A 14,734-nucleotide genomic window follows, 5' to 3' on the forward strand; every position below is an offset into this window, starting at 1 on the left:
TCGCAAAGCGTTGCCTTGCACTTTTAAGCAATTATCCCTTCTTTAAGCTAGGTTGAAAAGAGCACTGCATATCAAAGTACTGTCCACATCCTCAACTCTGTCTATTCGCTCATGTGAAATAAAATACAAGAAATTGAAATGAGGTACATATGGATAAGAAACCTAAATACACATTATACAAGGTAGCCTTTTTCCCAGCGATGGCCATTTTGCTAGTCGAAATTATTTTCGGCATTTTCTTTCAGGAGCAGTTCGGTTCTCTGCTAAACAATGCCATCTATTTTGTCGGTGACAACTTTGGCTGGTTTATCAACACTTTGTCAGTGGTCTCCATCTTCACTGCATTAGCGTTCATTCTGTTCAAATTCGGCGATATCAAAATTGGCGGACCTGAGGCCAAACCCGATTTCAAATTTCATAACTGGTGCTTTATGGCTATCTGCGGCGGCATCGGCTGTGGTGTTCTATTCTGGGCACTTGGTGAGCCAATGTTCCACTTTATGACTCCGCCTGTATCTGCTGGAGTGGAGGTCGGTTCAAGAGGAGCGGCAATTTTTGCGGTCAGTCAGGCTATGTTTGATTGGACCTTTGTTCAATATTGTCTCTATTCTTTATGTGGAGTCGTCTTTGCACTGATCTCCTATAATTTAAAAATGAATCTCTCCTTTGGTTCATTAATTGAGTGTACCTTCAAGCGTCGCATCCCATGGTTAAATGCGCTCGTTCGCATCATCGCTATCTTTTGTCTTGCTAGTGCTGTTTCTAATTCGATGGGAGCAGGTTTGCTGCAATTAGGAGCTGGCTTTGAAAGTATTTTTAACATTCAGCAAGGTCCCGTGATTTGGTTGATTCTAGCTGTTGGAGTAGGTATGTTTTTCATTTTAACTTGTATTGCCGGCATGTCAAAAGGCTTAAAAAACCTGTCCAATGTCACCATGGTTATTTTTGCCTGCTTGCTGGTTTATATCCTATTTGCTGGTGATGCTCAGTTTATTGGCAAAATAAGCACTGAATCGGTCGGTTACATGTTCGACAACTTCTTCACCATGATCACCCGCAACAATACGTTAGCCCCTCAAGACCAATGGGCCAATGAGTGGAGCATTACTATTTGGAATTCTTTCTTTATCTATGCGCCTGTCATCGGTATGTTTCTGGCGCGCATGGCTAAGGGACGAACGGTTCGTCAATTTTTGCTGGTTAATATCCTAGTGCCATCGATCTTCTGTATTGTTTGGATTGGTGTATTTGGCGGAATGGCCATGCACGTTCAAACCTCTGGACAGCTGGATATTTGGGAAATGATTCATACAAGCGGCATGCAAACCACTGTTTATCAAGTATTGACTACCTTGCCTTTTGGACAGATTGCCATCTTTATTTTTCTGATCGCCGTCATCTGTTCTTTCTGTACTTTAGCGGATCCCATGTGCTCTGTTTTATCCTCCCTATGTGTCTGCACGATGCAAATTGACGATGAACCACCCAAAAATATTAAGATTTTGATGGGGGTAATTGTTACATCTATCGCTTACCTGTTGGTTTCTTCTGGAGGCATGGACTCAGTGAAGGGGTTGCTGAACATCGGAGGTATTCTCATGACTATTCCAACTGCTTGGTGCTTCATTGAGCTTTTCCGCCAGTCTTCTTACTTGTTGACCTTGAAGGGCAATATGCCACCTGAAAAACAGAGCAATGAGGAAAAAAAGATAAAAAGCACCCTCGTGGAAAATAAAATAATTAATGAAGAAAGCATCTAATTAAATAGTACGGCTAACAGGCCTAAGCTGAATCAAGAAGACACTTCTCAATTCAGCTTAGGCTTCTTACGATTTTCGTCAACTCTCATGTTTACCATACAGCAAGTCCGGTAAAACTCTGCTGCTACTTTTTTGATCCTATTCCTTTTCCTGAAAAATTCCTCTATAATTGAATCCAGCGACACCTCAGAAAGGAGCCTCCACATGCAGATTCAAATAAACGGCATCTCCCTTTTCTACCAAGTAAGCGGCAGCGGCGAACCGATGCTTTTGCTCCACGGAAATGGTGAAGATCATCAAATATTTACTGAACTAGCCGCAAAGCTTTCCGAACACTATACACTCTATGCGATTGACAGCCGCAATCATGGACAAAGTCAGAAAACCGAGAATTATGCTTATGAAACGATGGTTGAGGATATCTACAGCTTCATTAAGGAGTTGGATTTAGGTCAAGTGAATTTAGTTGGCTTTAGTGATGGAGCAATTATTGGATTGATGTTGGCCATGAAGGACCCAACGATAATTAAGAAGCTGGCCCTGCTGGGAGTTAATCTGAAGCCGGAAGATTTTACTGAAGAAAGCTATCAATTTGTAAAAGAAACCTATGAAGAAACTAAAGACCCGCTCTTCAAATTAATGCTGGAACAGCCCAATATTGAATTAGAGGAGGTTCGTACAGTCCACACGCCAACTCTACTGGTAAGAGCTGATGATGATATTTTCAAACCAGAAACCTATATCAATTTATTGGCAACTTTACCAAATGCGACCTTGAAAATTATGAATGGTCACGACCATGCCAGCTATATTATCAATCAGGATTTGCTTTATCCTCATTTAATAGATTTCTTTGACAACAATTAAGGGTGAAGAGCCTCTCTGCTAGAATTTCAACAGAGAGGCTCTTATTTTTATAGATTTCCAATCACAGCCTTGGCTGCGTTTGTTCCTGTTTGAACCTTAAAAGGTTGATTTGCCAAATTAGTAAAAATTACCATGGTTGTCGTCGGTTTCTGTTTCTGACGTAAATGCTCCAAATCCACTTTAGCCAATTGCGTATCTGCAGTCACAACATCCCCCTCTGCTACCAGAATGTCAAAGCCTTCCCCATTTAAAGCAACCGTGTCAATGCCGATATGAATCAATAATTCCAATCCATCATCTGTCACTAAACCAATTGCATGCTTCGTAGGAAAAATAGAAGTTACCTTGCCGGTCATCGGGGCGTAGATAGCGCCATCTAATGGCTCTACTGCAAAACCGTCTCCCATTGCCTTGGAAGCAAAGACTGGATCGCTAACTGCTCCAATTGCAATCACTTCACCATTTACCGGACAATAGATTTCTTTTTTATTTTTCTTGAATCTCTTAAACATAAACCTTCTCCTTGCTTTTAGCTTTGTATTGCTGAATCACTGCTGCGGCTTGATTCACCATCTGGCGAGCTAGCTGGGCAGATAGTCCAGTATAATTGCTCGGCTGCAGCAGCTCTTCAATTGCTTTCTCAGAAAAGAAACTGCGGATCAACTCATTGCCTAACAACATCTCTCGATAGCTTGTATTAGTCAGCTCAGCTTCAATCGCCAGCTCGTAAATCAGCTCGTGAGCTTGATCTTTACCAATATGCGGAGCAAGCTGCATCATGATATATTCACTATTGTCTAAGCCTTGATTCAACGCTGCATTGGCCTTCATCCGTTCTTCATTGATAGTCAAGGTACGGGATAATTCTTCGGCTCGCATTAGAATCTCCGTCATCAGCTCTAATGCCTGATTCATCACACCATCAAACAACATATTAGAGGTGCTATCTGCTTCAAAAGGCCGGGCAGACGAACAATAAGCTACGGTAGAAAGAGAGTAAAGCATTTGTGCATTGGCAATTATCCCCTTCGACAGTTTAGGATTGATTTTGTGGGGCATCGTGCTGCTGCCGACCGTTCCATTAGTAAATCCTTCTGCTACTTCACCGAACTCTTCAATAGAAGTTTGGAAAACCTCTTCGGCAACCTTATGAAGATTATTTGCCAGCAGCTGAAGCGTATTAATATACTCAATTTTTGGTGAACTGATCGTACGTGACGGAATCAGCATTGGCTCCAGGCCCAAAATTTCTGCTACTCGTTTTTGGACAGCAATACCGACCTCACCTGTAGAATTAAAGGCCCCTACTGCTCCTCCCATCATCGCGGTGAAAACACGTTTTTCGACTTCCTGCATCCGTTCCAAAGACATCAGCAATTCAGAAACCCAAACAGATACCTTATAACCATAAGTAATGGGAATCGCATGTTTTCCGTGGGTTCTGCCAGCCATTACCGTGTCAGCATACTTTTCCGCTAAGCTGCTTAGATTTTCCACAATTTCAACCACATAGGCTAGAAATTTTTGATGAATTTTTTTCATTAATACATTCTGTGCAGTCTGCTGGATATTTTGCGTTGTCGCTCCATAATGGATATATTTTCCACTTTCTTCATCACAGGCCATTACGAAAACTTTTAAAAAGGGAACAAAGCCATGTCCAACTCTTTGATAGATTGTATCCATCTTTTCTAGATCAATATTTTCAATTCGCGCCTTAGCATTAATTTGCTCAGCAGCTTCTTTTGGAATAACCCCTAACTCTCCTTGAGCTTGGGCCAGCGCCGCTTCCACCTGAAGCCACGCCTGATATTTTTCCTCTTGACTAAACAATTGCTTGATTCCCTTATCATCTAGGGTTTTACTTTTTGAATCGTAGAGTGCTCTCATCAACAGTCACCTATCCTTTTTTCAACGCTTCGTCTACGGCATTTCTGACGAATTCAACATACGGTCCAAAAACAACATGAATATGATTTTCCTGTGGGAAGAAAACCCCAGAGGTACCTGAATTTTTCAACTCCTCCACATTCACCTTGGATTGATCAACCAAGTCAATTCGTAAACGAGACACACAATTGTCAACGTTTTTAATATTGGCTTTGCCGCCAAGTGCGGGCAGCACAATACCGGCGATTTCATCAAATTTCTTCTCAGCTAATAAGTTGTTGTCCTTCAGTCCTTTTTCTCGACCCAAGGTTTCTAAATTAAATTTCTTAATAGCAAATTTAAAGACAAAGTAGAAGACCACAAAGTTGATGACTCCTAAAATAATCAAATTGATCCAGTTAGTATTCTCATACATCAAGCCAAAAATTCCAAAGTCAAAAATCGTTCCGCGGATATAACCGATTCCTATATTTAAGAAATTCAACGGAATCGCCATCACGCCGCACAACAACGCATAAACTGCGAACAGCTGCGGTGCAATAAACAGGAAGGAGAATTCTAGTGGTTCCGTAATATTCCCTAGAAAAGCCGTCAATACAACGGTCAGAATTGCCCCTTTAGCAATCTTTTTGTTGTCAGCAAACGCTGTGTGATACATTGCCAAACCAATCGCCGGTACGCGGAACAGCGTGGTCAGCATTTGACCTGTGGCTAAATATTTAAACAAATCAGGTGCCAGACTCCACGCCGGATTATCGGGTCCAAGATCAAACAAGACTTTATTGGCAGCATTTAAAATTCCGATGTACTGCTGACCATCAATCATATACACCCCACCTGCTTCAGTAAAACGAACAATCGAGGCTAACACATGATGCAAACCAAAAGGGATCAACGCACGATGCGCTACCCAGTAGGCACCCACCCCGAACACATCATTCATAAAGATTGGTGAGATCATAATCAGGAATTTTGTGAACAACCCCCAAATAACCGGAATAACAAAACCCAACGGAATCATGAAGAAAAACGTCGCAATCGGTACAAATTTCTTGCCGCCGAAAAAGGCAAAAGCCAAAGGCAGCTGGGTTTTGTAAAATTTATCGGTACACTTGGCTGCAACCAAGCCGGCAATAATCCCGCCAGCTGCATCCAGCTTCAAGGTTTGAACGCCTAAAACCATTCCCTGACCAACGGCTGCCATATTTTCAGCATCAGCTAACGCGCCCGTTAAAGTCAGATAAACATTTACAACAACCAATAGTGTCACATAGCCTAACACAGCTGAAAAAATTGCAATCCCTTTGTCCACTTTTGACATTCCATACGCGACACCCATCGCAAACAGCAACGGAATATTTTCAAAAACAACACTGGTTATGGTTTTTAAACTATTAATAATGGCTTGTACTGCAGGATCTCCTAAAAAAGCAACCTGCTCAATCATATAACTTTGCGATAAGGCATTGGTTAATCCCATTACCATTCCGATTGGTGCCATTACCGCAATCGGCAGCAGCAAGGATCGGCCAAACTTTTGAATCCCCTTCTTCATCTGATCTTTCATTTTCTTTTCCTCCTCAGGTATTTCCTTTACAAACATAGTGTAAGCGGTAACCAATTATGCAACAAGGTCATCATCTGCTTCTAGTTTTTTTCAAGAATTGACCATGCTATACTGGCAGTGACGACAAAGAAGGTCCAACTATGACCATTAACTCATTTGATTTATATTTGGCCAATCGTATCCAAGAAAAGCAGCGTATGACTATTGATCAACTGGTAAAAAAATTAGAACGTTCACCTGCTACTATTCGGCGATCCGTTCAATCTATCAATGAGTATTTACCAAAAGAGGATCAATTTCTGATTACTGATTCGACAGTAGTCAGCCAGCTTAGCTACCATACCTTAATTCAGTTTATTCAATCCCTGGAGCTGATGGACTTTGCTGCCAGTGTCGAAGAACGCTTTGAGTACTTCCTAACCTTGAGTATTTTGTATCCTTCAGTCAATCTTTCCAATCTTTACGAAAAAATCCAGGTTAGTCAGTCCACTAAGAAAAAGGACCGCATCTTTTTTAAAGAGACCTTGGACAAACACGGCTTGCAATTAGAAGCCTTACGGGGAAAAGGAACCACAATTGTTGGTGATGAGCTGGCTTTCCGTATTTTAGTGACCAAAATTTTAAGCAAGACAATTGAAATCAACGCTCAAAGCGAAATTATCCCAAGACAGGCGAATACGCCGCTGCAAAATCTTATTTTCGCAGAAGCTCAAAAACTTTGGCAGGATAACGCTAGTCCCTTAACAACTTTCCTAAAGGAGCAGCAGCTTCAATTTAATTATACAGCAACAAAATTTTTGTTTACTTACACTTATTTGAGCACTGAGCGATTAACTAGAGAGCACACCATTGAAGAAATACACGAATTTATCGTTGCTCCGCCGGTTTATCACTTTTTCCAAACCCAGCTGGAGGATCAAGCCTTCAGCTGTGTGTTAGCCAGCTTGGACAATGATGGGCAAGCGATTTACCAGACCAATTCCTTTATTCATCAGCTCGCTACTCAATTGGCAGACTATGTAGAAGAACGTATTTTGACTACCTTTTACACAAAAGAAAGTCTGATTCAGGAGCTGGAGCATTATTTATCCAAATGTCTTTTTCGCAACCGCTTGAATTTTGATTTTTATGACAATAAATTAGACGATGTGAAGCTGGAATTCTCTTTTTTGTTTCAATTAGTAGAATACTTTTACGAAACCCAGCTAGCTGCCAGCTTTCGCCTAGATGAGTACCAGCTGAGTACACTAACTCTATTGTTTAGGGAACATGTACTAAAAAATAAGATTGCGGGACGCAACCGAAAGAAAATCATGATTGTCACTAATTCGGCCAAAGAAAAAAGTGATTTCTTCGCCCAGCAGCTCAGTTATTATTTTGATACTGAAGTAGTTGGCTACCTAAATTTACATGAAATCCATCGATTAAGTGGTTTCAAATTTGATCATTTAATTACTTTTTCTAATCGGATTTCTTCCATTCTCACTGAAAGCAGCTACCCTAATATCAAGTTGAATTACTATCTTCACGAAGAGGACCGGAAATATCTGATGAAGCTGAATTTTTCACTGAACTCCCAGCGAAAGCTTATCAGCAAAGCGTTTACCAGAGAAATTGCCTCTATACCTTCTGAACAGCTGGCCGACTTTTTGAAAAAAAACTACTCTGATTTCTTTGTGTAGACTCGACAAGAGCTGTGATCCTTTTTTGATCGCAGCTCTTGTTTTGCTTGAAACGAAAAAACACTCCTGAAAAATGCAGGAATGCTCCCTAGACTAATGTTCTGCTTTCAACTGTTCTCTAGCAAAAATGGTGAACACTCTCAACTAAGGCTACAGCCAGGCATGTTGGGATAAAGAATCCAAACCTACAGGATAGACCTTTACCATAAAGAAAGAAAAAGCATTCAAGGTATACGCCGATTGTGTAGAGTACAGCAGAAAGGCTGTCAGTAAAACAAAGACAAACAATTTATTTTTGAAAAATTCACAGGTTACCATTGCCTTTTTTAATTTAGCTGCCAACCCTATACCATAAATAAAAAAATACGATAAAGGCTGCTAAAAAAACTAGATTAATTAACGTGAACAGCTGAAACAGCCGTTTCTTCTCTTGGGGAAAATAGCTCGCGAATACTTTGTAACCAATTAAATTGGCTAAAGAAGCCAGTAAAGTACCCAACCCACCAATATTTGTCCCTAAAATCAACGCACTACCCTGATCCGTAAAAGGAGCCAGCAGCAAGGCTGCCGGAACATTGCTGATGAACTGGCTAAGTACCGCTGAACTAAGCAATACTGATAAAAAATTACCCATCGTTTGTTGGATTACTGCAATAAAAGCAGGGACTTCACTAAGATTCCCAACAATCAAAAAGAAGAACACAAAGGTACCTAACAGGCGATAGTCAATCTCTTTTAATGCACCCTTATCCGCAATAAACGTTAAACCAACTGCAATTACTACAGCTGCTTCGTAAGGAAGAACATGTAAAACCGATAAAATCATCACCAGCATAGCTGCAATTGGCAGCACCAAATTTTTCATATTCAATGATGGATTATTTTCCACTTTAATCATTAATCGTTCAGCTGGAATAAACTGACAGGCCAACACGAGCGCTGCAACCGAAAGACAGAAAAAAGGCAGCATTAAGACACAGAAGTCAATGAAGCTCAGCTGATAATGTTCAAATAAATATAGATTTTGCGGATTGCCAAAAGGCAGACAGCTGCTGCCTAGATTGGCGGCAACAATAAGTAACGTACTCCCAGCAATTTTTGCCTTAAATTGCGGTGTCTTTTGCACAATCTTCAAAAATACCGGCAGCAGAGTCAAAATCGCAATGTCATTAGTTAAAATCATGGAGGAAAAAAAAGCCAGAAAGGTCAAATTTCGGATCAAGCTTCGATTGGTATCAGATATCCGAATCAGTTTTTCAGCAAAATAATCCAATACACCTAGACGCTCAAAAACCTTTATGACCCCCATCAAACCTAGAAGTGTAAAGATTACATGAAAGTCAATAAAACCCGCTGATCCTCTTCCAATTAAACAAGCCGCCAGCGCCAACAAACCCGAAAGCGTGAAAAGCAGATCCTTCTTCAAAAAATTATGTATTCTCGTCATTTATTCACCTAAACATTCTCATTTTAATTACAGCTCTATCATTAATAATAGTTATCTACTTAAGGCCCTAGTATACTTATACTAAAGAAACCTTTCAAGAAAAAAACTAACCATCCCTATGGTTTTTCTCTCAATCTTACGTCGATACCTCTCAGTAAAGTGATAAGATCAACACCTATTGTAATAATTATAGTTATTTGTATTTTTAAAATCATTGCTATGGCAGTGTTTAACTATGTCAAGCTGCTGAAAGAGATTCGTGAAGAATGAACAGAAAGACTTTTGAAAAGTTAGACGTTTAAATCTTTTTAATTCATCAACGAGACAAAAAACCTGCGTCAAGAGCTGTTTTCAAACTCTTGATGCAGGCTTGCTCATCTAAATAGACTCTCTTTTTATCAATACAAAGGCAATTATAACTAAGAAAAATAATCCTAGAACTACCAAACTAGTATTATTAGAACTTCCAGTCTTAGGCAGTCGTCCCCTATTGCTGCTTACTGTATGGCTGTCTAACTTGCTTGAAGCACTACCTTCTGTTGTTGGTAGTCCTACTCGGATATTTCGCTTTTCAACTTCTTGTTTATCCGCTTGACTGTTTATCACTGTAAAACGGATCGGTGTTTCATCCAATTGATATCCTTCAGGAGCTTTGGTTTCAATCAACTGATAGGCTCCATCAGATAAACCAGTAATTAAAACAGTTCCATCTTCTCCTGTAATGATACCCTTTTGGACAATTTTTCCACTATCGTCCATCACCTTAAATTTAGCATTCGCCAATGTTTCCCCTGATTGACTGTCTACTTTTTTCAAAAGAATTTCACCAAGTTTAGCCTTCTCTTTCGGAGTATAAACATTTGTAAAAACTGGAAGCTCTCCTTCAGATATGTTTTTATAGGTTGGGACAGCTTTCAGTTCCCCTGATTTTTCTTCAACTAAAACTGTTACGTCATAAACCGTTGTATCATACATCATGCCGGTAACTTTTCTTGAAGGAACTACTTCAGAAATTGTATACGTATAAACACCTGCTTTGTCGTAACTGATTTCGTCAAAGTGAATCTCTCCATTAGCTTCATTCTTTTGGGTTTGTTCTACCTTGTCTGCTTTCCCCTGAAGCTTAAACTCAAATTCATCAGCCCTCAGTTTACGACCCTTTACTATCTTCTTAGCCGCCAAATCGATTTTTGCCTTAGCTGGCTCTTGTGTTCGAGTGTACGAATTAGTAAATTCAGGAACTTCAGCTGCAGCCACACCTTCATAGGTTGCCTCAGCAATTAACTTCCCATTTTTTTCAGCTACGATCACGGTTGCTTCATAAACTGTCTTATCGTAAGTCATTCCTACTGCCTGATTGAAAGGGATTATTTCAGAAATCTCATACTTATAAATTCCTGCCTTATCATAGCTGATCGGATCAAAGATTATTTCACCATCCGCTGTATTTTTCTTTCTTTGATTAACCCCGTCTTCTTTACCTGTTAACTCAAATTCAAATTCATCAGCTACCAATTCACGGCCGGTTAAGTTTTTCTTCGCTTTTAAGATCACTTCTTCTTTAGGAGTCTGATAGGTATTCTCGAAAGTAGGAATCTCTCCTTTTGCCAATCCCTGATAAACAACACTAGCGGTTAACTTACTATCTTTCTCCTCTACTTTTACAGTTACTTCATAGACGTTTTTATCGTAGGTAATCCCCATTGCTTTTTCTGTTGGAATTACTTCAGAAATTGTGTAAGTATACACTCCCGCCTTATCATAGCTAATCGGATCAAAGGTTATTTCACCATCCGCTGTATTTTTCTTTCTTTGTTCAACATTATCATCCTTGCCTATTAGCCTGAATTCAAACTCATCAACAATTAATTTACGACCACTTAGAATTTTCTCTGCTTTCAGATCGATAGCGGTTATAAGTGTTTCTTTTTTGTTCTTTAAACTGAATACATGTTCAATGGCATTCTTAGAAATAGTAAAATCATGTTGAGCTTCGTCTTTGATATAACCAGCAGGTGCTTTACTTTCAATAATTGTATAGTTGCCATAACGAAGATTAGACAACTGTTCAACCGCTGTACCGTTCTGAATAATTTTATCACCCTTTACTTCGATATCTTGCATCAACAGGGTTAAATTTCCAACAGTATCACGACGATACAAATCAAAGAAGGCAGAAGCTGATGTAATTAGTTCCTCATTCTCATCCAATTTTCTGAATTTCAGGCTTCCATTTTTACCACTAGAGGTTCCTTCACCATCAGTAGATTTAATGATTACTTCGGTTGTCGTTTCATGATATTGGATATCCTTTCCATAAAGTGAAGCATTATTGCTAATTACCTCATTGTTTTGAATTCCCGGATCTAAGAGTGTCTGATATTCAATAATATACGATGTCTCTATTGAATCACCAAGATCAATAGTTAAAGTCTGCGTCCCTTCAACAGAATTTAGACTCACTACTGGCTTATTCTCCTCCGAAAATTCAATGGCTTCTCCATCTTTTATAAACGTTCCCGTTCCATCATCTTTGGCCTTATACACGTCGACCATGACGTTGCCAGCTTCATCATAAATAAACGATTGTTCGTTGATGCTAACCGTATCAGTAACTACCGGATTAACTATTTTTCGTCCATCCGTATTCAAAACAACTGACCAATTAACTAATCGGTAGTCATCACCGGCTCCCTGCTTTCCGTTTTTTGTAATCCAAGAATCCTTAGCGCTCTTCTCAACAGTTCCTTCAACCTTCAAAGGATCCATATTCTCAGCTTTCATAGTTGCTACATTTTTGTACTTAGGTAGCTCATCAGATGCCTCAGCTGAAACAAAAACCGCAAACGTATCGGTCTTATCTTTTAGTAAAGTAATGACTGGAACCCCATCAACTAGTTCGTATTTATAATCAGTATTTTCTACCCATTTGGTTCCCAAGCTAGCAACATCTATTTTGGAGGTTGCTAGCGTCACATCATAGATGACAAGCTCTTTCAGTACCTGTCCCTCACCTAAAGCTTCTGTAATTGTCGTATTTTTAGGAATTTTCGTTTTCCACGTATTAAACAGCGCTGTCCAGTAAACACCACTTTCTGAAGCCGAAGATTCCGTAAATGGGTTGTCGTGTGAAAAAGCAGAAGAAATATTTGTTTCCTTGGCGAGATACTTTCCATATTTTATCCCATTATATGCATAATTTGTTTCAACCCACGTTGCTCTCTCAGCACCATCCGTACGTGATTTACCATCTTCTCCCGTATAGGTTACTACTGAACTATTAGTAAATCGTCGCAAAGCGCCCGTAGAAGTTTGCGGCTGCTTATCAACAAAATAATTTGTTGAATATTTTAGAGTAATTTGATTGTCTGTTGCGGCATAGCTTCCAATCAGCTTTATTCTAAAACCAGTTGAATAATCAGAATCCCCTTCTAACTTTTCTAATACATAATCGACACCCTTATTTAGAGTAGTATTCATAATTCCATCATTCGCAGTGACTATCAACGAGGACTCAATTAATTGTAATGCACTCTGGTTATTTCCAGCTAGATTAGTATACGAATCGGTAATGACCGCACCCTTCATTAAGATTCGATTTTTATTAACTCTTACTTGCCAGGTAAAAGTATTCTTCGAAGAATCTTTATTTAAAATATCTTTATCTACCCCTAAGGAGCTATCAATATTGGTTGTTTCTCCTCCAGAAATATTTTCGCTGTTAGTTCCATCTATAATTGTAGCTGTATTTACTAGCTCTGATTTGATAGGTACGGGCACTTCGAAAGATTGAGTGGAGTAAGTAATTCGATAAACTCCTGCTTCCTCAAATTTCAAGGTAAAGTGAACATACTTCCCATCTTTTTGCTCAAAGTCTGTATCATTTATCGAAAATGACCATTTAGCTGCTGGAACCAAGGCACCATTTTTATCATAAACCTTAATTGTATCTTTCAAGAGATAATGTTTCGCAGTGTTAGGATTATCATTTTTAGTATACATCCAATCCTTAAACACACCATTTTTATTTTTGTAGGTCGCTTTGATTTCCCAGTTGAAGATACCAGTATTCACATCGTAATCTGTACAATATTTATAATTGTCCTTTTCATTGAAAGACACGCTAGATTCTGAAGAATTTTGTAAAAAATTATTGCCCGTAATAGTTACATTATTTACAAAATCTTTTTTCTCTTTATCCTCTACTTTCATCCTAATAACAATCTTCACTGGTTGATTCATAATGTCTGACGTAAACTTGTAGACATAGGTTCCAGCAGATTCCATCCAGGCACTAACAAATCCACTAGAGGCTGATTCCCATTCTTCTTCGTCATTCATAACATAGCAAGAAGAATCCAAAAAACTCATCCCTTCCGGAAGGGTATCTCTTACTACTACGTTTCGTAAGTTTCGTCTCTCTTCATTTAAAACAATGGTCCAGGTCACTGAATTATCTGCTTCAATTATACCTTTTTTGCTGATATCAGCTTTAACAATTGGTAAAACTATCGTGATTTCATTTCCTGAATCATCTTTGATGTTTGTTGGAATTTCTACTATTTCACTTTCAGTGGTAAGATTCAACTCTGTTTTCAAATCAATTGTTCCCTGACGTTCATTTAAATTCTCAGCTTTGCCATTAAACGTAACTGTCAGAGTGCCATCTAAGTCCAAAGTGAAGGAACCTAAAATATCCCCACCATCGTTTTTCAGCGTATCAGTGACTGTATTATGAATAGAAAAATAATCTGGCAATTGATACGTATAATAATCCCCATTATTAATCACTTCATCATCAGCCAAAACCCAATCAAAATGAATCTTAATATTGGCATCTTTCAATGCAGGATTCGTATCTGTGAATGAATTCCCATCGAAATCAGTAATTGATATGTTTGTGAAAAGATCAATCCCACGAGTATTTAGACTTGGTTCATGAACAACTACTTCATTGTCAATTCTATTTAATGCAGCTTTTGCTGAATCAGCTTGGTTATCATAGTACAAGGTCTTTACCATGCCGTTGCCAAAATCAACAGTCTCTTTCTCTGCATCTTCACTATTCGTTTGTGCTTCTAAAGAGATCGTTCCTTGATATAGCCTAGCACTATGAAAATCTGGTGCTTGATTGCGTTCATCTAATACATAATTTTGTTTAAAAGTGAAAATTAGTTGATTATTACTTACTTGATAATCTCCTACATCAGGAATTGTCCCAGTTTGATTGTTATAGGAAAGATTGGAGGGTAGTTGAACAATCGCCATCGCTCCTGTTTCTATCAAGGTCGCTTTAGACAACTTCCAATCAATCTTAACTTGAATCAAATCTTTTTCTTTAATACAATTTTCAGCAGTAATCTTTTGACCTTCCATGTTATCAAATTCGATATTCTCGATAGCTATTCCTACTTCATTATTTGTTTCAGCAAACACTTGCAGTGGAATCATTCCTACTAAAATACTGATAATCGCTGCAAATGACCAAAATTTTTTTAACTCTTTCATTTTTGTTCATCCC

The 14,734-nt window shown here is 38.9% G+C and carries 9 protein-coding genes; 3 read left to right on the forward strand and 6 right to left on the reverse strand.

All coding sequences use genetic code 11. The features are described from left to right. Window positions 1–149: 149 nt before the first annotated feature. The gene (locus IGI46_RS02435; protein ID WP_429972752.1) at window positions 150–1,760 is read left to right on the forward strand and encodes a BCCT family transporter; all 1,611 of its coding nucleotides are present in this window, start codon (window positions 150–152) and stop codon (window positions 1,758–1,760) included. Window positions 1,761–1,964: 204 nt separating this feature from the next. Beyond that, on the forward strand, window positions 1,965–2,627 hold the full coding sequence (locus IGI46_RS02440) for an alpha/beta fold hydrolase (protein WP_429964714.1): 663 nt from the start codon (window positions 1,965–1,967) through the stop codon (window positions 2,625–2,627). Window positions 2,628–2,674: 47 nt separating this feature from the next. Here the strand turns inward: IGI46_RS02440 and IGI46_RS02445 are convergent, their stop codons facing one another. From IGI46_RS02445 to IGI46_RS02455, 3 genes are read right to left on the reverse strand one after another with little or no spacing between them, the layout of a single operon-like run. Further along, window positions 2,675–3,139: a PTS sugar transporter subunit IIA gene (locus tag IGI46_RS02445; RefSeq protein WP_429972753.1), complete on the reverse strand. Its 465-nt coding sequence runs from the start codon at window positions 3,137–3,139 to the stop codon at window positions 2,675–2,677. Beyond that, window positions 3,132–4,517, reverse strand: a complete 1,386-nt coding sequence (locus tag IGI46_RS02450) for a class-II fumarase/aspartase family protein (RefSeq protein WP_429972754.1) — start codon at window positions 4,515–4,517, stop codon at window positions 3,132–3,134. Before IGI46_RS02450 ends, IGI46_RS02445 begins: the two co-directional genes overlap by 8 nt. Before the next feature lie 10 nt (window positions 4,518–4,527). Then, entirely contained in the window at window positions 4,528–6,084 is a 1,557-nt protein-coding gene (locus IGI46_RS02455) for a PTS transporter subunit EIIC (protein ID WP_429972755.1), read from the reverse strand. A gap of 140 nt (window positions 6,085–6,224) precedes the next feature. Here IGI46_RS02455 and IGI46_RS02460 point away from each other — a divergent pair, with 140 nt between their 5' ends. Beyond that, entirely contained in the window at window positions 6,225–7,766 is a 1,542-nt protein-coding gene (locus IGI46_RS02460; protein ID WP_429972756.1) for a hypothetical protein, read from the forward strand. 150 nt (window positions 7,767–7,916) lie between these two features. Here the strand turns inward: IGI46_RS02460 and IGI46_RS02465 are convergent, their stop codons facing one another. From IGI46_RS02465 to IGI46_RS02475, 3 genes are all read right to left on the reverse strand, one after another. Then, complete coding sequence (locus IGI46_RS02465; RefSeq protein ID WP_429972757.1) at window positions 7,917–8,108, reverse strand: hypothetical protein; 192 nt, start codon at window positions 8,106–8,108, stop codon at window positions 7,917–7,919. Continuing rightward, window positions 8,098–9,213 carry an SLC13 family permease gene (locus IGI46_RS02470; protein ID WP_429972758.1) on the reverse strand — a complete coding sequence of 372 codons (1,116 nt, stop codon included), beginning with the start codon at window positions 9,211–9,213 and terminating at the stop codon, window positions 8,098–8,100. Before IGI46_RS02470 ends, IGI46_RS02465 begins: the two co-directional genes overlap by 11 nt. Before the next feature lie 378 nt (window positions 9,214–9,591). Beyond that, window positions 9,592–14,721, reverse strand: coding sequence for a Spy0128 family protein (locus IGI46_RS02475; RefSeq protein ID WP_429972759.1), 5,130 nt, complete (start codon window positions 14,719–14,721; stop codon window positions 9,592–9,594). Between the last annotated feature and the right edge of the window lie 13 nt (window positions 14,722–14,734).

Origin of the sequence: Enterococcus sp. AZ163 (assembly GCF_050498925.1) — a bacterium.
In the GTDB taxonomy this organism is placed as follows: Bacteria; Bacillota; Bacilli; order Lactobacillales; family Enterococcaceae; genus Enterococcus_A; species Enterococcus_A ferrettii.

Excerpts from the sequence above, each read along its gene's own strand:
- IGI46_RS02470 (WP_429972758.1), bottom strand. The coding sequence starts at position 9,213 with ATGACGAGAATACATAATTTTTTGAAGAAGGATCTGCTTTTCACGCTT.
- IGI46_RS02450 (WP_429972754.1), bottom strand. The coding sequence starts at position 4,517 with ATGAGAGCACTCTACGATTCAAAAAGTAAAACCCTAGATGATAAGGGA.
- IGI46_RS02475 (WP_429972759.1), bottom strand. The coding sequence starts at position 14,721 with ATGAAAGAGTTAAAAAAATTTTGGTCATTTGCAGCGATTATCAGTATT.
- IGI46_RS02460 (WP_429972756.1), top strand. The coding sequence starts at position 6,225 with ATGACCATTAACTCATTTGATTTATATTTGGCCAATCGTATCCAAGAA.
- IGI46_RS02440 (WP_429964714.1), top strand. The coding sequence starts at position 1,965 with ATGCAGATTCAAATAAACGGCATCTCCCTTTTCTACCAAGTAAGCGGC.
- IGI46_RS02435 (WP_429972752.1), top strand. The coding sequence starts at position 150 with ATGGATAAGAAACCTAAATACACATTATACAAGGTAGCCTTTTTCCCA.
- IGI46_RS02455 (WP_429972755.1), bottom strand. The coding sequence starts at position 6,084 with ATGAAAGATCAGATGAAGAAGGGGATTCAAAAGTTTGGCCGATCCTTG.
- IGI46_RS02445 (WP_429972753.1), bottom strand. The coding sequence starts at position 3,139 with ATGTTTAAGAGATTCAAGAAAAATAAAAAAGAAATCTATTGTCCGGTA.